Genomic DNA, 24,501 nt, shown 5'->3' with positions numbered 1-24,501 from the left:
GTTTCACGGCCGGATGCTAATCCGGGTATCGCTGTCCAGCATGTGGACCGTGCAAACCAAACAGGGGTCGTGCGAGCGGATAATATGGCCGACTTCGACCGGGTCGTCCGGGTTATCGATTTCAAGGCCCAACAGGCTGCTTTCCCAGTGGCCGTGGCGGCCTTCGCTGTCTTTGGGCGAAGCGTTCCAGGCGGTGGGCGTTACCACTTGATAGCGGCTGATCAGTCCGTCCGTCACTTGTAGCCAGTGCCCCAGCCCGCCTCGGGCGGCAGTTACCAAGCCGTAGCCTTCCCCGTCGGGAAATTCGGAACTGTGCGGCGGAATGATATGCGGGCTGCCGGAGCGTTTGCCGAGTTCGCCCAAAATTTCCCGCATATCGGCCAGCAACTTGGCGGTGCGCCGCAAGCGCGCGAATTGTCTGAGCCAGGCGCTGCCTTTTTCCGATTGATAAAACGAAGTAATCAAAGGGTCGCCGTCTATCAAGGCATCGGCCAGCGGACCGGTTTGTACGACGTTGTCCTGATAGCGCGGTGCTTTGCACCAGGTGTAACGGTCGGTATGCGGTTGATAATCCGGGATGGTTTGGCCTTGAAACGGATGGCGTCCGCCGGAATATGGTTGAAACCAGCTAAAGCGCACGTGTTCGCTAACCTTGGTTTGGTCGAAAGGTAGAATTTGGCCGCTGTCGCCGTTTAAAAAGCCGGCCCGATAGCGCCGGTCGCGTAACGCGGACGGTTTGTCGCCTTGTTCAGGATGGTCGTAAGCGCCGTAGCTGAGCATGTGCGGCGTGCCGAAGCCCAAACGTTGCAGGCCGATGTCACGGCCGATGCGGGTAAAAAGGCCGATGGCGCTGTCGGAGTGGCCGGGCTTGCCGTCCAGCCAATTGAAAAATTCACTATTGGTTTGTATGGCTAACCATTGATCCAGTTCGGTGGCGATGATACGGGTTTCGAACCACTGTATGGCTTTGTTGAGTATGGATAAACTATTGAGGACATGGCGAGGGCTGGCCGGGCTGGTGACGCCGCCCGGCAGCATATACGAGGAATGCGGCCATTGGCCGCCGAATAGCGCTACGATTTCTACCATTTGCCGGGAATATTCCAAAGCGCCTTTATGCGCCCAACCTTTAAATGGTAGAAACGCCGACACGGCCGTTTCGTACCAGGGGCGGCCGGCGTATTTGGAATGGCAAAAATCCGCAGTAAAAAATAAAAACGATTGGCGTAAATCGCTTTGCACGGTTTCCGCCATCAGGCACAAATTGCGAATGTGCAAGGCGGTGGCCGGCACCTGGAGATTCGCCAGCTGTTCCAGGGCCAATACCGCGGCGTTGAGTTGGGCTGTGCCGCAGATGCCGCAAATTCGCGGGGTGATCACCAATGCATCCATCGGTTTGCGGCCTATCATGATTTGTTCGAAACCTCGATACAGCGAGCCTATACAGCGGGCGTCGACGACCACGCGGTCTTGCAAGGTCAATTCGAAGTCCAAGTCGCCTTCGACCCGATTCAGTTCGATACGCACGACTCTACTGCTCATGATTAGGTATCCATTTTTTTGTTAAGCACTCGCTCCGGAGCGGCATCGTGAGCCAAGCTTTTATAAGCCATGTAATTGGCCCGTTCCACGCCTAACGGCAAGTTTACCGGAATCGGCCCGATTTTTTCCGTAAGGAATAAGTCTCTGTCCAGCGGAAAATCCGGAGAGGTGCAACCGAAGCACGGAACGCCGGCCCGGGTTTTGCTGTTGCGGCCGTTCCACAGTTCGCTATTGCACACCGCCATGGTCATGGGGCCTTGGCAGCCTAGGTTGAAAAACATGCAGGCGTTGCCGCCGAACGAGGTGTCTTCCACGTCGTACTCGTGATATTCGTTCCGGGTACAGCCCTGATGGACCGTGGTATTAAAAAACAGCTTGGGCCGATTCAGGTGATCGAGTTCCAACGGTATCCCGGTAGCCAGCATGGCCAGCGTTTTGGTCATGGTGTTAGGGTGAGTCGGGCAACCGGCCAGATTGACGACCGGCAGCCCCAGGCGCGAGCGCCAGCTATCCGCCAATAAGCCGCCGCCTGTGGTTTTATCGAATTGCAAACCCAGGCAATCGGTTGGGTTAGGCGGCGCCGAGTGTACCCCGCCGAATGCCGCGCAAGTACCGATGGCGACCAATACGCCGGCCTTTTCGGCCAAACGCCGTATCCAGTCCATTTTGGCTCGTCCGCGGTAAGGGTCGAACATGCCTGAGCCGTTGGGGCCGCAGATAATGCTGCCTTCGACGCAAAAAATATCGAGCGCGAGCTGATCGGCCAATATTGCGTCTATGGTACGTTCCAAGCTGGCAGCGGATTCTGTGGAAAGAGAGGGCTGCCAAAGAATCCTTATGCCGAAATGGTCGATCAATTCTTCTAAAGACGGGCTGTCGGCGCACAAGATGGACATGGTGTCGCCGCCGCACGAGCCGGTTTGCAACCATAACAAGGATTTCATACTGCCTCCGTGCGCTTCAGGATGAGCGCTGTGGTGTGGAGTGATGAGCGTGCATTGTCGCACTTCAAATTCGTAGCGGTGTGTTTGGCAGAGGAGGCGTGAATATGTCCCGCTAGGTTGTGCGTGCCTCCATGCGTCATCAAGCGAGCCAAACAAACACATCGAAAAGTTTAAGCCTGTTGCGCCTGCGCGGTATCGACGTTACCAAAATTTTAAAGCGAACGTCATAGCGTGTGCTTGCAGCAGTGTTTGTTGTGATTTCTATTAAGGTGCTTAAGTTCGATAGGTGAATAAAATCCCCGAATTTTAAAACGAGACCGGCATGGCCGCCCGACATTTCGTGTCAAGCTGCCGCTTTTTCTTGTTACTATTTGATTATTAAGCGAGTTTACGGCTTTGCGGTGCGCAACAAGGGTTCTAAATAACGCCATACTTTTTCCGCAATCGCAGGTTGTCCCAATGCGTTCGGATGCAGGCCGTCCGCTTGCATCATTGCCGGGTTTAACGCGATATCTTCCAGAATGAAGGGTACCAAAGGCACTTCCATTTCGGCGGAAAGTTGCGGATAAATTTGGTAAAACATGTCGATATAGCGTTTGCCGTAGTTCGGCGGAATCTTCATGCCCAATAGTAATACTTCGGCCCCGCCGGCCCAACAGCGGCGAATCATTTCTTCCAAATTTCGCTTCATTTCTTTGGGAGAAAGTCCGCGCAGTCCGTCGTTTGCGCCTAATTCCAATAAAACGTATTGTGGCTTGTGCCGGGCCAGTACCGCGTCGATTCTAGCCAAGCCGCCGGCCGTAGTATCGCCGCTGATGCTCTCGTTGTTGATAACATAAGCCTTGGCTTGGCTGTTGAACTTTTGTTGCAACAAACCGACCCAGCCTGAACCGGCTTCTATCCCGTATCCGGCGCTGATACTGTCCCCCACCACGACAATCGATACCGCCGACGTCGCGTGTGCCGGGGCGATTCCCAACAACAAGGTAAACACAAGGCTATACAGCATGCATACTCTCCGATTAGAAAACGAGACTCCCGTTATTTCCACCGTGGGCTTGGGTAAGTCGGTGTTCACTGCGGAAGGCGAATTGCAAATTTTGGCAGCGGTGAATTTAACCATTAATCGCGGTGAAAGTGTCGCGATTGTCGGCGAATCCGGTTCGGGTAAAACCACGTTGTTAAGTTTGTTGGCCGGTTTGGATCTGCCGTCCTGCGGCTCGGTTAGTCTGTGCGGAAAAGACATGACCCTGATGGACGAGGACGGCAGGGCGCTATTGCGTAATCAGTGGGTAGGCTTTGTGTTTCAATCGTTTCAACTTTTACCCGGCTTGACTGCCTTGGAAAACGTAATGTTACCGTTAGAGCTGCGTGGGGACGCCAATGCGGAGCTCTCGGCCAAGGCTTTGTTGCAGCGGGTAGGCTTGGCGCAACGGCTAAAACATACTCCCCGGCAGTTGTCGGGCGGCGAACAGCAGCGGGTTGCGTTAGCCAGGGCTTTTGTCGCTCGGCCGGCGATTTTGTTTGCCGACGAACCTACCGGAAATCTGGACAGTAAGACCGGTGCAAAGATTATCGAGGTATTGTTCGAATTGAATAGCTTGCAAGGTACGACTTTAGTGTTGGTGACCCACGACAGGGCCTTGGCAAACCAATGTGATCGGGTGGTGGAGTTGGAAGCCGGGAGGCTGGTATGACGGCGCTTAAATTGGCATTTCGCCTGCTGATGCGCGACGCTAGGGCCGGCGAATTGACCTTGTTGACTTTGGCATTACTGGTTGCCGTGGGGTGTTCGACCGCGATTTCGCTGTTTGCCGATAGGATGCAGCGAACTATGACGCTACAAGCCGGCGAGTTTTTGGCGGGGGATTTGGTGTTGACCAGCTCTAGTCCTGTTGCGGAGTCCTGGCTGGGCGAAGCCGGCAATCGAGGGCTGCGACAAGCGCAAACCATCGATTTTAGCAGCGTATTGTTGGAAAATCAGGAGATGTTGCTTGCCGCGGTAAAAGCGGTCAGCGATCAGTATCCGTTACGGGGCGTGCTGAAAACGGCCGATAGCGATAGCGGGCAGGATGACGTTTCCACATCCGGCCCTTCGATCGGTGAAGTGTGGGTAGAGCCCAGAATATTGCCGGCGCTGAATCTGGCGATTGGCGATTGGCTGACCGTGGGCGAAAAGCCATTGCGAATCGCGAAAATATTGCGTTACGAGCCCGATAAAGCCGGAGATTTTTACAGTTTTTCGCCGCGAGTGATGATGAATCAGGTCGATTTAGCAGCCACTGGTGTGATTCAGCCGGGCAGCCACGTGCACTATTACTATCAATTCGCCGGCGAGGCTGGCCGGTTAAGCCAATTTAAAAACTGGTTGCAGCCGCAATTGCAGCCGTCGCAGCGAATTTTGGATATACACGAAGACCGGCCGCAATTAGGCTCGGCATTGGATAGGGCGGAACGCTATCTGGGCTTAGCCGGTGTTGCCGTGGTGGTGATTGCCGGCGTGGCAATAGCCATGGCTGCCGCACGTTATAGCGAACGACACTTCAACAGCGTGGCGTTATTACGCTGCTTGGGTGCCGACCAGTCTACGATATTCCGGTTGTACGTCGTGCAATTTTGTGTGTTAGGGGTCATTGCCAGCGGTTTGGGTTGCGCTATAGGCTGGATTGGTCAACAAGGGTTATTGCATTTTCTACGTCCACTATTACCCAAACAGTTGGCCGAGCCCGGAATTAGCGGCGTAGGCTATGGCTTTGCGATAGGTATGGCGGTGTTGTTAGGTTTTGCGAGTCCGCCCTTGTTGCGGTTACGTGAAGTTTCGCCGCTAAGGGTATTCCGGCGGGATCTGGCGCCATTGCCCGTGCGGGCCTGGCTGGTGTACGGCACGGCGCTGGCACTGGTCGCCGGCTTAGTTTGGCGCTATACCGGGGATACTCAATTGATCGTAGCAGTGTTAGGAGGTGGCGCTTTGGCTCTGCTGGTGCTTGCTCTAGTGGTTGCGATGTTGTTAAGAGCGTTGCGACTGCTGGCGCCGCGCCTGAGTCTGGCAGGGCGATTCGGCTTGTTGGGAGTGGTACGGAAAGGGCGGGGCAGCATCGGCCAAATTTTGGCTTTTTCGATTACGCTTGCGGCTATGAGTCTTAGCTTTAGCGTCCGCAACGATGTGTTGGAGCAATGGCGGCAACAATTGCCGGAAAAGGCGCCGAATCATTTCGTATTGAATATTATCCCGGAACAGCGCGATGCCTTGCAGGCCGAGCTTAATGCATCAGGTATAGAAGCGAGCCGAATGTATCCTGTAATACGCGGCAGACTGGTGGCAATAAATGGCGAAGCCGTTCAGAAACGCGTCAGCAAAGATAGCCGAGGGGAAGCCGCCACCCACCGAGAGTTGAGCTTAACGTGGACGGAGCGGCTACCGGACGACAATACCCTCGTTCGAGGGCAGGCTTGGCCAGTTGAGGCGGAGCCCGGCTGGGTTTCCGTAGAAGAAAAGTTGGCGCAAAGCCTGGCCATTCGAGTGGGGGACGAGTTGCGATTTACGGTTGGGAGCGAGCAAGTGCATGCCCGGGTGGCAAACATCCGCAGTTTACGGTGGGATACCATGAAACCTAATTTCTATATGATTTTCTCGCCCGGCAGTTTGGATGGATTTCCTAGCACCTATTTGACCAGCTTTTACTTATCCCCGGAAGCAAAAGCCGTGCTGCATACAATCGTCAAACGTTTTCCTTCACTTACGATTTTGGAAGTGGATCAAATTGTTGCGCAAATAGCCGATATTTTGCGGCAGTTGAGCAAAGCGATCGATTTAGTGCTTTATTTTGCCTTGCTTGCCGGATTTACCGTGCTTTTTGCAGCGGTATACGGCACGCTGGACGTTCGGATGCATGAGGCAGCGCTAATGCGCGCCTTAGGTGCTGGACGTGGCTGGTTGCACTTGGCGCATGCCATAGAGTTTGGAATCATAGGCTGGATTGCCGGCTTGCTTGCCGTGATGTTGGCTCAGGCCGTATTGTATGCGCTGTATGCCGGGGTAATGCATTTACCGTTCAAAGTTGACGTTATGCCATTTATTTTGCTACCCGTCGGCGCTGCGGGCATGGTGACAATTGCCGCATATTGGGGATTGCGTCAGGTAGTAAGACAATCGCCGTTATTAGTGTTGAGGCGGTTCTAAAAATAAAAAAGGGCGGCAAAGAACGGATCGGTTACTTTGCCGCCTAGCCCAGCGGGTGTGACTAAATCGAAACGAGCGCATGCTGCATTCGTTTGTAGGTTAGACCTGTTAAACCGAAAATCAACAGCGCGAGTGTGGCGGGTTCGGAAATTTGTGACGGCAAGATAGGATCTGCCCAAATTGCATCGTTGGCGCAATTCATTGTCCAGTGAACGTCGAATTTACCCGAGAAGCCGGCGAACGCGAGTAAAGGAATGGCCGCTTCGATGACATAATGGGTGTCTTTGTAATATTGCCCCATGTTTTTAAATCCGATGCCGTTATAGACCAATTGGCCTATTGCGATGTCGGTTCCGGATTTAATCGAGGTCGGATGTTGAGTGTCCGGGTTGTTCGGTGCGTAGTTTCCATCGGCATCCCATAGTCCGTAGTCCCACGCTACATTACTGTATACGTGGCCTTGGTTAGGTCCGGTGGTTTGAATGCCGAATTCGTAACTCCCGTCTTGTCCGAAATCGATAGCGAAATCGCCGGGGCCGAAACTGTTGTGTAGAGGGTCGTTAGGCGTGTTAGGGGATAAGCCGGTGATTAAAGCCAGATATAGATTGCCGTCAGCGACATGCACGTACATTGCTTCGGCATCGTAAGCTTGGCCGCCGAAACCGGGGTTTAAATAAGCCGTATGTTGGTCTTCGACGTTATAGGTCTCGCCTAAAACCAGATTTAAACTTGAATCCGGAGTCCAGTCATCCGCGTTCCCGTTTTTATGCAGGCCCCAGTCGGCTAGGTTGCCATCTATAGCGATCTGAGACGCCTGAGCGGTAGTCAGGTAACAAGCGGTTAGCGTCGATAAGACAAGTAGTAGCTTCAGGTTCATAGACAGGCTCGCAGACGGAACTTTAAGTTAACTAAAGTGAATCAATATCCATGCCAACGCAATTTACCTTGGAAATTGGCGCGTGATCGCTAAAATGCAAGGCTCGGCTGTCATATCTGTCAGGTTGTGCTGACAGGTAAGGCGAATAAATCGGAAAGATGTCAGGTGAAATCGGGCGGTCTCGACGAGATAATCAAATAGCAGGACTATGTCGCAAAGTGTTTTTAAGTTGGAAGCCTTGCTCGAAACCCACGAGCAGCCATTGGTCGTAATCGGGGCCGATTTAGTTGTTGTTGCAGCCAATCGTGCTTGGGAGACGGTGTTTGCGACCGACCGTCGGGAAATAATCGGTAGACCTTGCTGCGAACGGCAAGGGAATTGCCGGCATCAACGTTTGTTTCAAACGCTTGAGCCTTATGCCGGGATTTTTAATGATACCGAGTGCGAAAGCGAGCATAAGCTGTTGAACGTAAGAGGCTATCCCCTGTTGGATGCCGACGGGCGATTGTTTTTAGCCGAGTGTCAAAGCCTTTTACACAAACCCGGTGCTACCGCGCGTCAGAGCGGCATGGTGGGCGGTAGCGATGTTTTTGTGGCGTTTAAAAATAAACTGCAACAGGCGGCTGGCCTACATGCACCGGTTTTATTAATGGGCGAGACCGGAACTGGCAAAGAACTTGCTGCTGAGTTCGTGCACCGGTTTTCGCCCAATGCGGATAACGAATTTGTCATTGCCGATTGCACCGTGTTCGGCGAGGACTTGTTTGAAAGCGAATTGTTCGGCCATGAAAAAGGTGCGTTTACCGGAGCGGCGACTAGTAAAAAAGGGCTGTTCGAATTGGCGGATAATGGCACATTATTCCTGGACGAAATCGGGGAGTTGCCGTTGTCACAACAGGCTAAATTATTGCGGGCGATGGAAAGTGGTCAATTTCGTCGGGTCGGCGGCACGGTAACTTTAAAGGCTGCGGTCAGAGTGGTCTGCGCGACGCACAGAAACCTTGTCGAAATGGTGAAAAAAGGGCAATTTAGAGAAGATTTGTTTTACCGGCTATCTGTATTTCCCATCGAGATTCCGCCGCTTCGCGAACGCAAACAAGATATTCCGGCATTAACCGAGCATTTTTTACAGCAGTTTGCGCAAATGCGCGGGGCGCCGATATCGATGAGCAAAAACGGGTTGGTCAAATTGCTTCACCACAATTGGCCGGGCAACATTCGGGAGTTGAGAAATTGTTTGCAGTTGGCTAGCGGTTTAAGCCGAAACGGCAAGATCGAAGATACCGACATTCACTTTATGCGACCGCTGATAGATTCCGTAAAAGCGGATATCGGGTTTTCCGAGCAAATGGTGATTCCGAATCGCTCTTCTCGCCAACTTAGCGTTTTAGAACAATACGAAACCAACTTTATCGCCGGTTTAATCGAGAAATATCATGGAAACCGAAAACTTATTGCAGCGGAAATGAACATTAGTGAAAGAACTTTATACCGTAAACTCAGTAGGCTTAATCTCAACTAGGCGGAATGCATGCAAGCTTCGCTGATCAATTGGACCCTCGATGCGATTGACTCCGGTGCCAACGGCTTCATGCCGCCTTTGGACATGCGCGAATCGATTGCTAATATTCGCGCATTGCCGCCCTTGCCGGGTACTGCAGCGAGGATTATCGACTTGATCTCCGATCCGGAGGCCGATGTCGACAAATTGACCGAAATTATAGAAATGGATCCGATGCTGACCGCGCAAGTAGTGCGCTGGGCCAGTTCGGCTTTATACGGATACCGCGGTAAGGTTGACTCGGTCAGAAACGCCATCATCCGCGTGTTGGGGTTTAATTTTGTCTTCGACTTGGCTTTGGGATTGGCGGTATTGGCGCCGTTGAAAGCCCCTCAAGAGGGTGTGATCGGCACGCGTGCATTTTGGATGCATGCTTTAGCCAGTACCCGCTTAATGAAATTGCTGATCGAGCGCATGCCGGTAGAGTTACAGCCTAACCGCGACGAAGTGTTTATCGCCGGTTTAATTCATAATATCGGTTTTCCGTTGTTCGGCCACCAGTTTCCGGAAGAATTCGCGCATTTGCAGAGCTTAATTGCGATTAATCCGGCCGCTAATATTTACAATTTGGAAACTTTCGCGTTTGGGGTAAATCATGCGCAATTGGGCGCTTGGTTAATGAATACCTGGGGGATGCCGCGGGTACTGACCGACATTGTTTACCATCACCATAATCCGTATTATCGCGGCGACAATTATCGACTGAATTTGCTCATTTACTTGAACGACTTTTTGTTGGGGCAAATCGGCATAGGCGATGCCGCCCAACAGCCTTTTGCGGACGAATTGTGGAGCGAATTGGGCTTGCAAGCGGTACACGGCCAACAGGCGCTTGGCCAAATTCAAGCGGAGATCGCCCTACTAAAGGAAATGGCCGAAAGCATGGCTAATGTCGCCAAGTAACCTGACGCGTAGTATCCCTCGTCCGGCGGTGGTTAAGTCTTAAACAACACTAATGCGCTGCCCAGCCTGTTTTTCGCCGTTAAACCATGCTTATCCTTGTCCGTATTGCGGCTGGGGGGATACGCTCCAAGAGCAGTCCTCGATCGGCTTGCCGCAAGGCACACTGATCAAATCGCCTTATTCGGTAACGAATGTGCTGGGTCAGGGCGGTTTTGGCATCACCTATCTGGGTGTAGATGAGCATTTGCAAATTCATGTTGCCATTAAAGAGTATTTTCCAAAATCTTGGGCTAAGCGGGATATTGCTACCGGATGTGTAGGTCCTGCACAAAATGACGTAGCGGATCACTATGCGGCGGGATTAAAAGCATTCTTGGACGAAGCGCGCGTATTAGCCAAATTTCGGCAACATCAAGGCATAGTGTCGGTATTGACCTATTTTTCGGCGTTGGGTACCGGTTACATGGTGATGGAATACGTAGCCGGCGAAACGTTAAAGCACTATCTGCAGCGAGTTGGCCCGCTGGGTTGGTCAAAAACCCAGGAACTCTTTACTCATGTGCTGGATGCAGTACGTGCGGTTCATGCTAGCGGTTTCCTGCATTTGGACATTGCCCCGGACAATATTTATTTGTGTAACGACGGGCGGGTTAAGTTATTGGATTTCGGCGCCGCCCGTATCAGTGAGTCGAGTGACGATATGGCGAATGAAGCAGCAATCCGGCTGGTCAAACCCGGTTTTGCTGCGCTCGAACAAAGCAATGGAGGTTATCCGTTAGGGCCCTGGACGGACGTGTATAGCTTAGCGGCCTGTATGTATTTCTGTCTGACCGGCAACACGCCCGGCCTATCTGAAGCACAGGCGAACGCTGCGTTGCCGGCCGCTGTCACTGCGCAACTTCCCTCGCTTGCGGTAGTCGCTCTGGCTACGGCATTGGCAGCAGATCCTGCGCAAAGGCAGCAAAGCGTCGAGCGATTTCAACGTCAACTCGAAAATAGAGCGTTGCCGCAAGCCGCCGCGACTTTATTGTCCAAGCAATCGGACAAGGATGCGGTTGTGCAAACCCGGCATACTCATCGTCTATTTTGGGTCGTGGCGGTGCTGATAGGCGTGTTGCTGTTTAAATCCGCATTCGTAGATCAGCGCGAGACTTTGGAAAAAGGCCATGACGTAAACGATCCGGCGCGGGAAATTTCGCAGGTAAAGCACGAATCGGATGATCAACGGCAACAAACGGACTGGAAAAGCCTGCGCGAGCAAGAGCGGATAGCGGCGGAAAATTTAAAGAGTCGGCAAGAAGCCGCATTACGGCGCTTCGAGGAGCAGGAACGCCGGCAAAAACATCACAGTTCCGCTTCGTCCCAAAATTCCATGCCGGAACAAAACGATCATTTACGCAGTTTATGTGCCGAATGGGGGGCGACCATGGATTGCGAAATTCGGCATTAACCCGGATTGCGGTCTATCTTTTCGCTCATCAGAGCAAAGAGTGTGAGGCGATTATGAAGCTTATGCGTTGCGAATACGGACATTATTACGATGCAAGCCAGCACAGCCGCTGTCCGACCTGCGGCGTGGCGGATTTAGGCGTTCAAACTCAAGTAAGCCAATCGGCCTCCGCACGGATCGATCATGAAGTCACCCAAGTGCGCGGACAGGCGAATTCGGTAGCCGATATTGGCGTGACCGTCGCAATGGTGCGGAAAAATATCGGTATCGATCCGGTAGTCGGCTGGTTGGTGTGTGTTGAGGGGCCGGAAAAAGGCCGCGATTATCGCATCAGAAGTGAGCGAAACAGCATCGGTCGCGGCGCCGGAATGGCGATTTGTATTCAAGGCGATGAAGCGATTTCGCGCGAAAACCACGCCTACGTGAGTTTCAACCCGCGGGCCGGTACGTTTCGAATCGCTCCCGGCGACGGGAGGGGGATGACTTATTTGAACGGCAACGAAGTGGACGTACCCATGCCTCTGAATGCATACGATCGTATCGAATTGGGGCAAACCGCGTTGCTGTTCATCCCGTTGTGCGGGGAACGATTCGGCTGGGAAAATCGCGAGGACTGAGTTATGCGTTGGCTGTGGGTGTGGTGCTTGGGCTTGCTTTTCAGTTGCGTCCAAGCTCAGGAAAATGAAGCGTTTCATTTGGTGCAAGCGGTAGCGAAATTCCCGGTGATCGATGTCTGGCTGCATGTGCCGGCGCAAAACGCAGTCGTGAGCGAGCAATTTACGGCTAGCTTCGGCGAAAATTCGCTCCAGGTGATTTCGGTGGAAACCGCGGCCAGCACAGGACAAGGCGTGGGTTACATTTTTCTGGTCGACATTTCCAAGTCGATCGGCAGTCGCCAACTGGTCCAAATCAAGCGATCCCTGCATCAATGGTTTCTTGACATGGGGGAAGACGATCGGGCGGCCATCTTAACTTTCGGGCACCGCGTCAATCGCAGTTTGGAATTTACCAATGACCGGTCCAAATTAAATAACGCCGTGAACTTGCTGGCGACTACCGATATGGAAACCAGTCTTTACGAGGGATTGCTGCAGGCGATAGCGCTAGGGCGACAGCAACAAGTAGGTATGCCGGAGCGTCGGTCGATTGTCGTGCTCAGCGACGGCATCGACGACAGCTTAAACGGCGCCACAGTGGACGAGGTCTTGCAGCAGAACGGCGAATCGCAAATTCCCATTTATGCCATCGGTTTTGCGTCTCAACCGGTCAGCGAACGGGGGCGCGAAGGCCTAAAGGTACTGGCTACTCTTTCGCGCCAATCCGGCGGCCATTTTATGCAAGCCGGTTCGGCGCAATTGGATACCGCATATACGACCCAGCATCGACATATCGAACACGCTTACCGCTTGCGCTTGGAATGCCGTTCTTGCATACCCGACGGGCAAATACAGCACCTCGACGTGTCCTGGAGCGACGGAGAGCGCACCCTGAACCAGGGCTTGCAAATTCGGCTGTTGCCCAAGCCGGCCGCGCCTGGAAGTGAGGGCGAGAGCGGGGCTAAACCCAAAAGCCGCTCGCCTATGCTGTTTGCGATCGGTTTGGGCGTGTTTTTGGGCGGTGTGGTTTGGTTGTATCGGCAGCGTTTGGCTTACCCAGGATATCTACCTCATGACAAAGATGTCGCCATCGAGCCTCGGATTTCGCCTAAAGCTAAGCCCGAGGCTGTTTTACCCGAAGGAGTAAGCATATTGTTAACGGTAGTGACCGGAGCGGAGCCGGGCAAGGTCTATCGCTTTCAATTACAGGATTCGGCGGTTTTAGGGCGTGGTGTGGGGGCAAACGATTGGCTGATCGACGGCGATGCGGAAATTTCCGCACGGCATGCCTCGATTCAGTGGGCTGCAGGCAAATTAACCCTGCGCGACTTGAATTCCACCAACGGAACTTCAATCAACGGGGTGCCGATTCGTAACGAATATCCGTTACGCAACGGAGACTTATTGCTGTTGGGACGAACAGAGCTACGTATCACGTGTCCGATTTTGAACTAGGTTGCGTCGTGCCCGGCAATTCAAGCCACATCGGGCTGCGGCGTTATCAACAAGACGCATTCGGTTTGTCCGATTTTGCGGATACGACATTCACGCCGCACGGTGGTTATTTGGCTGTCGTGGCGGACGGCATTGGCGGTTTATTGCACGGACGGGAAGCCGCGCAATTGGCGGTTTCCGCATTTTTACAACAGTACGCCGCCAAACCCGCAGAGCAAAGTATCTCGCAAGCTTTGGACGAGGCCTTGAGCGCTGCGAATCAAGCCGTTTGCCGGGTTGCGGAACAGAAGCACTGTTTGGCTTGGATGGGGACGACGCTGGTTGCTGCAGCGGTGTGGAACAACAGATTGTATTGGCGCTCGGTAGGCGATAGTCATTTATATTTATGCCGGGATCGGCGTCTGGGCTTGTTGACTATCGATCACCACTTCGCCAGAACCCTACAAAAGCAAGCGGATGCCGGGATCATCAGTCAACGCGAGGCGGAATTTCATCCGGAGCGATATTCTCTGGAAAGTTTTTTAGGCTTGGAGCCTCTGCCTTTGGTCGATACGGGTAGCACCGGCTTGCCGTTATTGCCTGGCGATTGCGTTTTGCTGTGCACGGACGGAATAGATGGCGTTTTGACGTCCGACGAGATCATCGCCTGCCTGGGCGCAGAACCGATGCGAGCGGCGCAAGCTCTATGTGATGCCGCTTTGGCTAAAGGCAACCCCAATCAGGACAATTTAACCGCAGTCGTGTTGGGATTAACCGACGCATCGCAACCGGCGGTGCGGTCGGGGGTAACGGAGCGTGCGCGAATAACGCGAGCAGTGCAATTTTTCCGCCAATTTGTGCGAGGATGAAAATATAGCTTGACATACAGTCATCGGTCTACCATACTGAGAGAAGCTCTAAAAATTAAGATTTACCCCGCTGATTCCCATTTCGACGCCACTTCCCTCGAAGCTGTAACTCGTTCTGATTTCATAAAGTAAGTTCCAATTTTACCGGCTACATTTGCCTTTTAGGCGCGTTTTTTATTTTTCAAGGACTTACTTATGTCTACAGTTACGACCGGCACCGTTAAATGGTTCAACTCCGATAAAGGCTTCGGCTTTATTCAACAACAATCCGGCCCGGATGTTTTCGTTCACTTCAGAAGCATCGTGAATTCCGGCGGTTACAAAACCCTGGAAGAAAACCAAAGGGTCGAATTCAGCATTGGCCGCGGCCCTAAAGGCTTGCAGGCTGAAAATGTCAAAGTGATTTAACGGATCCTTTTCTATTTCTACAGGTTGCCGAGTAGATTTACTCGCAACCTGTCGCTAAACGCAAAGCGTTTCGTAGCGATAAAAACCAACAGAGTTTGAGCGTTATCTTTTTGCTTGCGCTCATGGTCAAGGCAAGCCTCTGGAAGATGTGCGATGGCTTTGTGAAAGCGATTTCTATACCGCGACCGGACCGTCGCATTCGTCAAGACTTTCATAGCGATCATTACCGGCTTTGCAAAAGCATGACGGTATCGGCTTGGTTGTCCTAGCCCATTATTGTGGTTCGTTGCGTTTAGTTAACCCAATTGATCGTCTTTGTTGTTATCAAGACTTGGGTTTGGCTAAATACGTTAGCGTTTCTACCGCCTTTTCACTCACTCAGGACACATTTTGAAAAGAATATTTGTCGGCAACTTGCCTAGCGATGCGACCGAAGCCAGCGTCGCCGCCTTGTTCTCGGAATTCGGCAAAGTGCATTCCATCGAACTCGTCATCGATATGTTCAGCGGCAAATGCCGTGGCTTTGGTTACATTGGCATGGAAGGCCACGAAGCCAGAGTTGCTATTGCTAAGCTGAGCGGCGTCAAATTTGGCGGCAACATGCTCAGAGTCAGTTTTGAAAACGCCACCGGCAAGCAAGGCAAACGTCGATAGGCTAAGGCGATATTTGCTGCAACAGTTGTCCGATGCCGGACATTAGGCGAATTAGGCCGTCCGGTTATCGGTTATCCCCGTTAGGGACTAACTTTCATTGATCGGGATTTCGCTCCCGAATATCGAGATTTTCATGTCATTTTCCACCCTCGGTCTGTCCGAGACTTTGTTGCGGGCCATTAGCGAAGCCGGTTACAGTTCGCCAACACCGATCCAGCAACAGGCTATCCCGCTGGTGTTATCCGGTCGCGATCTGCTCGCCGCCGCACAAACCGGCACCGGCAAAACCGCCAGCTTTACTTTACCTATTTTGCAACGTCTGACGACCAATCCCGGTACCGGCCGCAATCGGCCGGTCAGGGCGCTGATATTGACGCCAACCCGCGAATTGGCGGCGCAAGTAGCCGAGTCGGTCGTCAAGTACGGCGTCCATCAACAACCGCGGCTGAAATCGGACGTTGTGTTCGGCGGGGTCAAAATCAATCCGCAGATGCTGCGTTTGCGCGGTGGCGTCGACATCCTGACCGCGACGCCAGGCCGCTTGCTCGATCTGGTCGGCCAGAATGCCGTCAAGCTGAATCAGGTTGAAATATTGGTGTTGGATGAGGCGGACCGCATGTTGGACATGGGTTTCATCCGCGACATCAACAAAATATTGGCCTTGTTGCCTAAGACCCGGCAGAACCTGTTGTTCTCCGCCACCTTTTCCGGCGAGATTCGCCAACTGGCGCAAACCTTGCTGCGCAATCCGCTGCAAGTCGAAATCGCGGCTGAAAACGCCGCCGCCGACAGTGTCGAACAAATTGCCTACGCCGTGGAAAAACCCGCTAAAGCCGGAGTTTTGGCACATTTGATTAAAAGTAACGACTGGCGGCAAGTGTTGGTTTTTACCAGCACCAAGCATAATGCCAACCGCTTGACCGAGAAATTGAACGCCGTGCAGATCAGTGCCAAGGCCATTCACGGCAATAAAAGCCAGGGAGCTCGCACCAGCGCCTTGGCCGATTTCAAGGCCGGAGACATTCGGGTATTGGTTGCCACCGATGTGGCGGCACGCGGCATCGACATCGCCAAGCTGCCGCACGTGGTCAATTTCGAACTACCGCGCTCCTCGGCCGACTATGTGCACCGCATCGGCCGCACCGGCAGGGCGGGGCTGAGCGGCCTTGCCGTTTCCCTGGTTTCCGCCGATGAACGCAGTGCCTTACGGCAAGTGGAAAAACTGATCGGTAATAAAATCGCCTTCGGTGCGCTTTCCGGTATCGACTCGGCAAAAGCCGCCAAGAGGTAATCTCAGCGGCCTAATCCTGCCGGGAAATAGAAGGTGTTTGTGTGTGGCGTGGATCTAATAAAGCCGCAAAATCGAATTTTCACGGCTTTTGCAAAAAACTGCTTGCGGAATCCGTGGTGAAACCGGAGTTGTTCTTACGCGCCCCGTTCCGACTTGGAAAAGGCGGGGCGCTTTCGCGTTATGCTGAAAACTACCTAACGAACGCCCAAAAAGCTGACGGCAAAACAGCTTTGACTTTCATCAGTCGGGCTGTTGCCTACCTTGATGGCCGTTACGGTGTGTGAATGGTCAAAATTGTCCAAAACTGCCGAAACCTTTCTGAAGGTTTGAAGGCGTGCCAAGATAATGCAAAACGAGAGACTTGGCTTTATAGGTCATGCCTCTCGTTTTTGAATGGCGATCCTGTGCCGGGTTACCGGAATTTGGCGATTAATTTTATGTGATTGGAATTGGTCAATTTTTAGTCTACAACTACCGTCAAGTTCACAGCGGCTCCAGCTCAGTTTTTACTTTTTTACCGGGCGCGGCGGCGGCACTCACTAATGTGGTCAAGGTTAAACTGGTGTCTTCTTCATCCAGCAACCGATTAAGCGAAGCTCTGTTGGTAGGCATTTTTTGGGCCATTGCCGTTTTACTAAGTTTAAGTGCTGCCATGCCTTCCGATATTTGCCGGGCAATGACCCGTTTGGTTGCTACCGCAGTGACTGCGTCAAGGATGGCTTCTTCGGCCAAGAAATCTTCGAAGCTGCTACCAATGTGGAGATTCTCTTCATGTTGATTGTTCATTGTTTACCTCGTAATGCTTTCAATCCTTGTTTTGCTAAATCCATTTCCGGCTTCGGTGTTTTTTGATTTTTTTTGATAAAACCAAGCAGCAGAATCATCGTATGCTTGCGATGACAAACAGAATGCGGGTTATCCGCTTGTTCAGCTTGCTTCTGATTTCCCAAATGTCGCCTTCTAGATGATTGACTAATGGCATTCCAAGGTGGGCAACCGAATTGCACCGTTTTAATATCTTCGCCAACCGTTCTTCTGTCTCGGGCGGATAATCCTTTAAGCCCTCCCTACGGGCTTACTGCCGGCCTCTGTTACAAAAAATCTGACGGAACGGATTAGATTCATTTGCCGCGACGCATCAGGATTGGTACATGGTAACAAGCATTCTTTCCGGGAATTTTCCTTTTTCGCGCTATCACGTCTGAGGCCATGGCTTTGATTAACCGGAGAAGGTCAAGCCTGCGCCTGCGCCGGTTTCAGCATCGAGGTCTTGCCGACCATGATGTCCACCGCCTTTAACAAGCGTTTGAATACCGAATCCTGGCAATAGGGGATGCCGTGACGGGCACACAGGGCTTTGACCTGCGGTTGCAGCTTTTGATATTGGCTTAAGGGCAGATCCGGCCACAGGTGGTGCTCGATCTGGTAGTTCAGCCAGCCGTATAGAAAATCGTTGGCGTTGGAACCGGTCGGGTAATTGACCGAACCCAGAATTTGCCGCAGATAGAACTCGCCTTTGCAGTGCGCTTTTTCGTCGAAGCCCATGACGTCGTCGCCGGCGTGGTTGGGGATCATCACCAGAAAGGTATGCATGTTGGTGAGCACTTCCGCCAGGAGGGAATTCAGCAATACGCTGGTAGCGGCCACCGTGCCTAGCGGTAGAAACAGCGCCGGTAGCAACAGGAAGCGATACGCCGTGTAAGGCAATACGCTTTGCAGCCACAGGCCGCGACCTTGCGAGGTGAACAGGCTCCAGGCGCCTAGCCGGGTCATCTTCGGGGCCGGTTGATGCTGATGGCGGGCTTGTTCCAGACGCAATTCCTTGTGGGTACGCGGCGTGTAATAGCTCAGCTTCCAAACCCCGGAAAACAGCGCAACAATGGCGTACCGCAGCCACATCGGCAAGCCGGATTGGCGCAGCCATTCCATATTGTGTTGAGCGTTATTGGGATCGGCGGTTTCGCCCAAGCGGTAGTGGTGCAGAACGTCGTGTTCGTGGTGCCAGCCAGCCGGCGTCATCCAGTCCGGCCAGTCTACAAATCGGCGCCAACCCTTGGCAAAGCCCTTGCTTTTATAGCGCGGCTCGGCTTGCTTGATTTTGTCGTAGCCGCGATGCTGGATCGGATGCGCCACCTGGGTCCAGCGGGCAAAACTGCCCTGGCTGATCAACAGCGCCGATAGCGGATTCGGTGCAATCCAGGCCGTGGCGTAGCCGAGTAGCGAACAGGCCTGGCCCCAGCGTTCCATCCTCTTCATGTGGCGGAAATCTTCAGGCCCCGTGTCGGTCTGGGCTTGTCGATAGAGTTGTTTGATGTCTTTGGCAAGTTGCTCGCGATCGACGGTTTGGTAACAAGATAAACTCAAAAGAACCTCTTAGGTACGGTGCGACGGAAAATCCCAGTAATACGATTCGCTGTCGACACTGTCCCTGCGCCTTTGCCATAACGTAATCGGGTTAAGCACCCTGGACGCGCTGGAAGCTGTAATGCGAAGTGATAGATAACTGACGAAACAAGACTGAGCGGTAAGCTTTGCTAGCTCCGGAAAAGCATAAAAACGGCTTGGGCGATGCCCTTGTTACAAGGGTTTGCTTAAATCGCTTTTTCGATCCGCGCCGTAAGCAAGGCAGCCCTTAATTTTACTTCAATCATTGGCAAAATGCCTGAATCCGAAATGACTGGGTTGTTTGTGTCGAATACCTGTTTTTGCAGAACAGGTATGGCGCGAGCGAGCAGCCGAGTAAACAGGGCAGAAGGCAACTGAAGCGACGGCGTAGCGTTTTGGCCTGCTTAGGCGGCAATGGTTTGGCGGTGTAGCGCAAATTCCTTCGTTAGCTTGCCGTTCACACGATAAAATCTGTCGGGCTTTTTTGCCTCATTTGTTATTAGACACCGTTCAAATGCTCAATTTCAAAAACATCGCCATTCGCCGGGGTAGCCGTTTACTGTTCGATGGCGCGTCATTTACCATTCATAGCGGCCAAAAAGTCGGTTTGACCGGGGCAAACGGCGCCGGAAAATCCAGTTTTTTCGCGCTACTGCGGCATGAATTGCAGGCCGACGCCGGTGAGTTTTCCATGCCGCCCAATTTGGAAATAGCCCACGTGGCGCAAGAAACGCCGGCGCTGCCGGTTTCGGCTATCGATTATGTGTTGGACGGCGATCGTGAATTACGCCGTCTGCAGCGGCAGCTCGACGAAGCCGAGCAGGCACACGACGGCATACGCGTGGCCGAATTGCACGTTGCATTGGAACAGGCCGACGGCTATAGCGCGCAAGCCCGCGCTTCGCGTTTGCTGAACGGCTTGGGCTTTTGCACCGAGCAGGAAGCTAGGCCGGTCAGCTCGTTCTCCGGCGGTTGGCGGATGCGTTTGAATTTGGCGCAAGCCCTGATGTGCCGATCCGACGTTTTGCTGTTGGACGAGCCGACCAACCATTTGGATTTGGATGCGGTGATGTTTTTGCAGGATTGGTTGGTCAAATATCCCGGTACCTTGCTGCTGATTTCCCACGACCGCGATTTTTTGGATGCGATTACCGACCACATCATTCATATCGAGCAGAACCGAGCGGACATTTATACCGGCAATTATTCGGCTTTCGAGCGGATGCGGGCGGAAAAATTGGCGCAACAACAAGCGGCGTTCGAAAAACAGCAACGAGAAATCGCCCACATGCAAAGCTTTGTCGACCGGTTCCGGGCCAAGGCAACCAAAGCCAGGCAGGCGCAAAGCCGCATCAAGGCGTTGGAGCGCATGGAGTTGATCGCCCAGGCCCACGTCGATTCGCCGTTCAACTTTGCGTTTCCGCCGCCGCGAAAAATGCCGAATCCTTTGTTGAAACTGGAGCAAGCGGCAATCGGTTATCCCGGAAAAGTGGTCATCGACAACGCCGGCTTGTCGATTTCGCCGGGCGACCGCATAGGCTTGTTGGGGCCGAACGGTGCGGGCAAATCCAGCTTGATCAAGGTGCTGTCAGGGCAAATGCCGCCGTTGTCCGGGCAACTGCTTATTGCGCAGGATCTGAACATCGGTTATTTCGCCCAACATCAATTGGAATTGCTGCGCTTGGACCAAACTCCATTATGGCATTTGCAGCAATTGGATAAACAGGCGACCGAAAAGGATTTGCGCAATTTTTTAGGCGGATTCGATTTTCGCGGCGATAAGGTCAACGATCCGGTCGGGCCGTTTTCGGGTGGAGAAAAAGCCCGCTTGGTGCTGGCGATGTTGGTTTATCAGAATCCCAATCTGCTGCTGTTGGACGAGCCGACCAACCATCTGGATTTGGAGATGCGCCATGCCTTGACGGTCGCTTTGCAGGACTATGAAGGCGCATTGTTGGTGGTATCGCACGACAGGCATTTGCTGCGTTCGGTAACCGATACGCTGCTTCTGGTAGCCAACGGTAAACTGACGCCTTTCGACGGCGATTTGGACGACTACAAACAGTGGTTAGCCGAACAAAAACGCAGTGCGCCGACACCGGAACAGGCAGACGGCAGCAGCGACAATCCCGTGTCGCGCAAAGACCAACGCAAGCAGGACGCCGAGCGGCGGCAACGTTTGAAACCTTTGACGGATGCGGTTAAAAAAGCCGAAGCCGCCGTGGAAAAATACCACCGGGAACAACAATCTTTGGAAGTGGAATTGGCCGAACCCGCGCTGTACAGCGACGAGAATAAAGAAAAATTAAAACAATTGCTCAGCCGAAAGAACCAAGTCGACAGCGCGCTGGAACAAGCGGAACTGGATTGGATGACGGCAGAGGAAAATTTATCGCAAGCGGAGTGACACATGTACGAGTTGGCGCAACTGTTCTTTCAAATCGCCATTTTTCGGCTAGGGCCGCAAGACGTTCCGGCCTCGCCGCTGGTGTTGAAACTAGTGATACCGGTTTATATAGCGATTAACTATTTGGTTTTATTGTTAAATGGCGCAACGGCCGGCGCGGTGTTGCAAATTGGCGTGGATTTTCTGTTAATCGCCGGTTTTTGCTGGCCCTTGCTGTTTTTTTCGGGTAAGCCGGCCCGCTTTCCGCAAACCTTCGCGGCGATGTTAGGCGTGGATAGCGTGATCAGTTTCTGCGCCTTGCCGGCCGTCGCCACCTTGAATACGCACGCCAACAATTTGGCCTATTTTTCGATGCTGGGTTTAGTGTTGTGGCACTGGTTGGCCAGCGGACATATCATTCGTCATGCTTTGGACAGATCGTTGTTTTTCGGATTGGGGCTGGCCTTGCTATACATGATGCTGTCGTCGCAAATCATGACGGCATTGTTTCCGGAAATTTCAGGCGCTACGCAATGAGGTATTTATGAATTTATATAAACGCGTGTTATTGGCGGTGGACTTCTCCGATCACGGTAAAGCGGTGACGGAAAAAGCACGACAGTTGGCTCTGCAAAATCAGGCGGAACTTTGCATCGTGCACGTGGTGGAAAACCTGCCGGTGACCGATGCCGCTTACGGGCCGATACCTTTCGATGTGGACATGACCCAGGAATGGATGGATGCGGCAAAAGCCCGGCTGAACGCGCTAGCTACCGAATTGGAGGTGCCGGCCGAGCGGCAATGGCTGGAATTGGGCAGCCCGAAATTGGAGATCGTGCGGGTCGCCGAGGAAAATGCGGTCGATTTGATCGTCGTCGGTTCGCACGGTCGCCATGGTTTGGCCTTATTGTTAGGTTCGACCGCCAACGGCGTGTTGCACCACGCTAAATGCGACGTGTTGGCGGTCAGATTGCAAGATGATTGAGCTGGTGTTGGGCGGCGCTCGTTCCGGTAAGAGCCGTTATGCGGAACGGCAAGCCGCGGCCAGCGGTTTAAACGTGGTATATGTCGCCACCGCCGAGGCCGGTGACGCCGAAATGCGAAGCCGTATCGACAAACATAGAGCCGGCCGCGATCCGGCCTGGCTTACCGTCGAGGAACCTTTGGCGCTGGCTGAAGCGATTCGCCGCCATGCCGATGCCGCAACGCTGGTGCTGGTCGATTGTTTGACCTTATGGTTGTGCAATGCTCTGTTCGATCGTGACGGCAATGTGCAAGACCAGCATTATCGGCACGAAAAGGCCGCTTTGTTGCAGTGTGCGCGCGAGTGCGAATCCGCCGTGATTTTAGTCAGCAACGAGGTCGGCATGGGTATCGTGGCTGCGGATGCGATGAGCCGCAGATTTGTGGACGAAGCCGGTTTCCTGCACCAGGAATTGGCGGCCGTTTGCAGCCGGGTGACTTGGGTGGCAGCCGGGTTGCCGCAAAGGCTCAAGTAAAATGTACGGCTATAGTCAGATTATCGCGCCTGTCGAGGCCAGCGGCTTGCAGCGCGCCCAAGACAGACAAAATCAATTGACCAAGCCTGCCGGTTCATTGGGCAAGCTGGAAGCCTTGGCCGTGCGTGCGGCAGCCATGCAAAACACCGATAAACCCGGCTTCGACAACATCCGGGTCAGTGTGTTTGCCGCCGATCACGGCATTGCCGCGGAAGGCGTTTCGGCGTTTCCGCAAGCGGTGACCGCGCAAATGGTCAAAAACTTCGCCGCCGGCGGGGCGGCGGTCAACGCATTATCGCGTTACCTGGCGGCCGGATTCGAGGTGGTGGACGTGGGTTTGTTGGAGCCGGTAGATCTGCCGCAGGTGCTTGCCTGCCGGGCCGGGTGCGGCACTCGAAACTTTAAGGTGGAACCGGCCATGAGCGAAGCGCAATTGCAAGTGGCCTTGCAAGCCGGCCGGGACGCGGTAGGCCGCGCGCTGGCGCATCGGGCGCAGCTTTTCGTCGGCGGGGAAATGGGCATCGCCAATACCGCTAGCGCCAGCGCTATCGCCGCTGCCTTGTTGAATTTACCGGCTGCTGAAATCACCGGTGCGGGCACCGGCTTGAGCTCGGCGCAAATTCGGCATAAAGCCCAGGTCATCGAACACGCGTTGGTTTTGCACCGGCCGGCGTTAACCGATGCTTGGCAGGTATTGCGGTGCGTGGGCGGCTTCGAGATCGCCGCACTGACGGCGGCTTATCTGGAGGCCGCGTCGGCACGTTTGCCGGTGATGGTCGACGGCTTTATCAGCAGCGTGGCGGCCTTGTCGGCGGCGACTATTCAACCGGTCTGCAAGGATTGGTTTTTCTACGGCCACCGCTCGGCGGAAAAAGGCCATCACACGGTATTGAATGCGTTATCCGCAGAGCCGATTTTGGACCTGGGGATGCGGTTGGGGGAGGCCAGCGGCGCGTTGGCGGCGGTGCCGGTTTTACAAATGGCGTGTCGGCTGCACGGCGAAATGGCCACGTTTACACAAGCAAATATAACAACGGGATAATAACAATGCTTGGGCATATAGAAAGTTACGACGAACGCTGCCAAACAGGAGTCGTTAAACACGAAGATAGGTTTTACGAATTTCATATCGACCACTGGACGTCGCAAGAAGCGCCGCGGGTCGGCGACGATGTGGATTTCGACCATGAAAACGGCGAGGTTACGGAAATCGGCCCGGTAGGGGCTTATTTAACCCAGGTGAAACCGGTTAAAAATCATTTGATTGCCGCTTTGTTAGGTATCATCGGCGGCGGCTTCGGCTTACATCGTTTTTATTTGGGCTTTTGGGGCTTGGGTGTCACGCAGATTGCCGTGACGGTGATGTTCGGCGGTTTCGGTTTTGTTTGGGGTTTTATCGAGGGCGTGTTGATTTTTACCGGCCACATTCGCAAGGATGCTAAAGGCCGGCAGTTGAAATAAACCGAATCAGGCATACACTACGATTTCGATAATGTGCGATTACAGTTCTCGTTTTTCTAAA

Annotated in this window: 23 protein-coding genes and 1 pseudogene; 17 read left to right on the top strand and 7 right to left on the bottom strand. The window is 53.3% G+C overall.

What is annotated here, in order from left to right; translation table 11 throughout:
- Positions 1 to 3 precede the first annotated feature (3 nt).
- The 3 genes from AB0A83_RS16780 to AB0A83_RS16770 all read right to left on the bottom strand — a co-directional run bounded on the left by AB0A83_RS16780 (position 4) and on the right by AB0A83_RS16770 (position 3,495).
- Positions 4 to 1,542: a nickel-dependent hydrogenase large subunit gene (locus AB0A83_RS16780; RefSeq protein ID WP_150050358.1), complete on the bottom strand. Its 1,539-nt coding sequence runs from the start codon at positions 1,540 to 1,542 to the stop codon at positions 4 to 6.
- A gap of 2 nt (positions 1,543 to 1,544) precedes the next feature.
- Positions 1,545 to 2,486 (bottom strand): NADH:ubiquinone oxidoreductase, encoded by a 942-nt coding sequence (locus tag AB0A83_RS16775; protein ID WP_367154777.1) that lies wholly within the window; start codon positions 2,484 to 2,486, stop codon positions 1,545 to 1,547.
- Positions 2,487 to 2,874: 388 nt separating this feature from the next.
- A complete protein-coding gene (locus tag AB0A83_RS16770) occupies positions 2,875 to 3,495 on the bottom strand; it encodes an arylesterase (RefSeq protein ID WP_150050354.1) in 621 nt (206 codons plus the stop codon).
- Here AB0A83_RS16770 and AB0A83_RS16765 point away from each other — a divergent pair.
- Both AB0A83_RS16765 and AB0A83_RS16760 read left to right on the top strand, forming a co-directional pair.
- Complete coding sequence (locus tag AB0A83_RS16765; RefSeq protein WP_150050351.1) at positions 3,494 to 4,183, top strand: ABC transporter ATP-binding protein; 690 nt, start codon at positions 3,494 to 3,496, stop codon at positions 4,181 to 4,183. The two genes, AB0A83_RS16770 and AB0A83_RS16765, sit on opposite strands and share 2 nt — an antisense overlap.
- The gene (locus tag AB0A83_RS16760; RefSeq protein WP_367154775.1) at positions 4,180 to 6,666 is read left to right on the top strand and encodes an ABC transporter permease; all 2,487 of its coding nucleotides are present in this window, start codon (positions 4,180 to 4,182) and stop codon (positions 6,664 to 6,666) included. The genes AB0A83_RS16765 and AB0A83_RS16760 overlap by 4 nt, the downstream gene beginning before the upstream one ends.
- A gap of 61 nt (positions 6,667 to 6,727) precedes the next feature.
- On the opposite strand, the gene AB0A83_RS16755 is transcribed toward AB0A83_RS16760, so the two are convergent.
- Positions 6,728 to 7,543, bottom strand: a complete 816-nt coding sequence (locus AB0A83_RS16755; protein ID WP_367154774.1) for a hypothetical protein — start codon at positions 7,541 to 7,543, stop codon at positions 6,728 to 6,730.
- 208 nt (positions 7,544 to 7,751) lie between these two features.
- On the opposite strand from AB0A83_RS16755, the gene AB0A83_RS16750 reads away from it, so the two are divergent.
- From AB0A83_RS16750 to AB0A83_RS16710, 9 genes are all read left to right on the top strand, one after another.
- Positions 7,752 to 9,065 (top strand): sigma-54-dependent Fis family transcriptional regulator, encoded by a 1,314-nt coding sequence (locus tag AB0A83_RS16750; RefSeq protein ID WP_150050345.1) that lies wholly within the window; start codon positions 7,752 to 7,754, stop codon positions 9,063 to 9,065.
- Between the two features lie 9 nt (positions 9,066 to 9,074).
- Complete coding sequence (locus AB0A83_RS16745) at positions 9,075 to 10,007, top strand: HDOD domain-containing protein (RefSeq protein ID WP_150050343.1); 933 nt, start codon at positions 9,075 to 9,077, stop codon at positions 10,005 to 10,007.
- Between the two features lie 52 nt (positions 10,008 to 10,059).
- Positions 10,060 to 11,457 carry a serine/threonine-protein kinase gene (locus AB0A83_RS16740; protein ID WP_150050341.1) on the top strand — a complete coding sequence of 466 codons (1,398 nt, stop codon included), beginning with the start codon at positions 10,060 to 10,062 and terminating at the stop codon, positions 11,455 to 11,457.
- A 53-nt stretch (positions 11,458 to 11,510) separates the two neighbouring features.
- Positions 11,511 to 12,074: an FHA domain-containing protein gene (locus tag AB0A83_RS16735; protein ID WP_150050339.1), complete on the top strand. Its 564-nt coding sequence runs from the start codon at positions 11,511 to 11,513 to the stop codon at positions 12,072 to 12,074.
- 3 nt (positions 12,075 to 12,077) lie between these two features.
- Positions 12,078 to 13,508, top strand: coding sequence for an FHA domain-containing protein (locus tag AB0A83_RS16730; RefSeq protein WP_367154773.1), 1,431 nt, complete (start codon positions 12,078 to 12,080; stop codon positions 13,506 to 13,508).
- Between the two features lie 8 nt (positions 13,509 to 13,516).
- Positions 13,517 to 14,356, top strand: coding sequence for a PP2C family serine/threonine-protein phosphatase (locus AB0A83_RS16725; RefSeq protein WP_367154772.1), 840 nt, complete (start codon positions 13,517 to 13,519; stop codon positions 14,354 to 14,356).
- A gap of 195 nt (positions 14,357 to 14,551) precedes the next feature.
- Entirely contained in the window at positions 14,552 to 14,764 is a 213-nt protein-coding gene (locus AB0A83_RS16720) for a cold-shock protein (protein ID WP_150050333.1), read from the top strand.
- A 390-nt stretch (positions 14,765 to 15,154) separates the two neighbouring features.
- Complete coding sequence (locus AB0A83_RS16715; RefSeq protein ID WP_150050331.1) at positions 15,155 to 15,418, top strand: RNA-binding protein; 264 nt, start codon at positions 15,155 to 15,157, stop codon at positions 15,416 to 15,418.
- A gap of 133 nt (positions 15,419 to 15,551) precedes the next feature.
- Positions 15,552 to 16,709 (top strand): DEAD/DEAH box helicase, encoded by a 1,158-nt coding sequence (locus tag AB0A83_RS16710; RefSeq protein ID WP_367154771.1) that lies wholly within the window; start codon positions 15,552 to 15,554, stop codon positions 16,707 to 16,709.
- A 483-nt stretch (positions 16,710 to 17,192) separates the two neighbouring features.
- Here AB0A83_RS16710 and AB0A83_RS16705 read toward each other — a convergent pair whose 3' ends face one another.
- The 3 genes and pseudogenes from AB0A83_RS16705 to AB0A83_RS16695 all read right to left on the bottom strand — a co-directional run bounded on the left by AB0A83_RS16705 (position 17,193) and on the right by AB0A83_RS16695 (position 19,073).
- Positions 17,193 to 17,495, bottom strand: a complete 303-nt coding sequence (locus tag AB0A83_RS16705) for a Fis family transcriptional regulator (RefSeq protein WP_367154770.1) — start codon at positions 17,493 to 17,495, stop codon at positions 17,193 to 17,195.
- Positions 17,492 to 17,736 (bottom strand): annotated as a pseudogene (locus AB0A83_RS16700) (type II toxin-antitoxin system RelE/ParE family toxin). Before AB0A83_RS16700 ends, AB0A83_RS16705 begins: the two are co-directional and overlap by 4 nt.
- A 206-nt stretch (positions 17,737 to 17,942) precedes the next feature.
- Positions 17,943 to 19,073: a fatty acid desaturase gene (locus AB0A83_RS16695; RefSeq protein WP_150050325.1), complete on the bottom strand. Its 1,131-nt coding sequence runs from the start codon at positions 19,071 to 19,073 to the stop codon at positions 17,943 to 17,945.
- Between the two features lie 535 nt (positions 19,074 to 19,608).
- On the opposite strand from AB0A83_RS16695, the gene AB0A83_RS16690 reads away from it, so the two are divergent.
- From AB0A83_RS16690 to AB0A83_RS16665, 6 genes are read left to right on the top strand one after another with little or no spacing between them, the layout of a single operon-like run.
- Positions 19,609 to 21,501, top strand: coding sequence for an ATP-binding cassette domain-containing protein (locus AB0A83_RS16690; RefSeq protein WP_150050323.1), 1,893 nt, complete (start codon positions 19,609 to 19,611; stop codon positions 21,499 to 21,501).
- Positions 21,502 to 21,504: 3 nt separating this feature from the next.
- Positions 21,505 to 22,017 carry a hypothetical protein gene (locus tag AB0A83_RS16685; RefSeq protein WP_150050321.1) on the top strand — a complete coding sequence of 171 codons (513 nt, stop codon included), beginning with the start codon at positions 21,505 to 21,507 and terminating at the stop codon, positions 22,015 to 22,017.
- A 7-nt stretch (positions 22,018 to 22,024) separates the two neighbouring features.
- On the top strand, positions 22,025 to 22,465 hold the full coding sequence (locus tag AB0A83_RS16680) for a universal stress protein (protein ID WP_150050319.1): 441 nt from the start codon (positions 22,025 to 22,027) through the stop codon (positions 22,463 to 22,465).
- Positions 22,458 to 22,979: a bifunctional adenosylcobinamide kinase/adenosylcobinamide-phosphate guanylyltransferase gene (gene cobU / locus AB0A83_RS16675; RefSeq protein ID WP_150050317.1), complete on the top strand. Its 522-nt coding sequence runs from the start codon at positions 22,458 to 22,460 to the stop codon at positions 22,977 to 22,979. Before AB0A83_RS16680 ends, cobU begins: the two co-directional genes overlap by 8 nt.
- A 1-nt stretch (position 22,980) precedes the next feature.
- Entirely contained in the window at positions 22,981 to 24,021 is a 1,041-nt protein-coding gene (cobT, locus tag AB0A83_RS16670) for a nicotinate-nucleotide--dimethylbenzimidazole phosphoribosyltransferase (protein ID WP_150050315.1), read from the top strand.
- 5 nt (positions 24,022 to 24,026) lie between these two features.
- Entirely contained in the window at positions 24,027 to 24,440 is a 414-nt protein-coding gene (locus AB0A83_RS16665) for an NINE protein (protein WP_150050313.1), read from the top strand.
- The last annotated feature ends 61 nt before the right edge of the window (positions 24,441 to 24,501 follow it).

This window comes from Methylomonas sp. HYX-M1, from assembly GCF_040741385.1.
GTDB lineage: Bacteria > Pseudomonadota > Gammaproteobacteria > Methylococcales > Methylomonadaceae > Methylomonas > Methylomonas rhizoryzae.
Note: the sequence above shows the minus strand (reverse complement) of the source record. Positions and strands in the feature narration are given on the sequence as shown.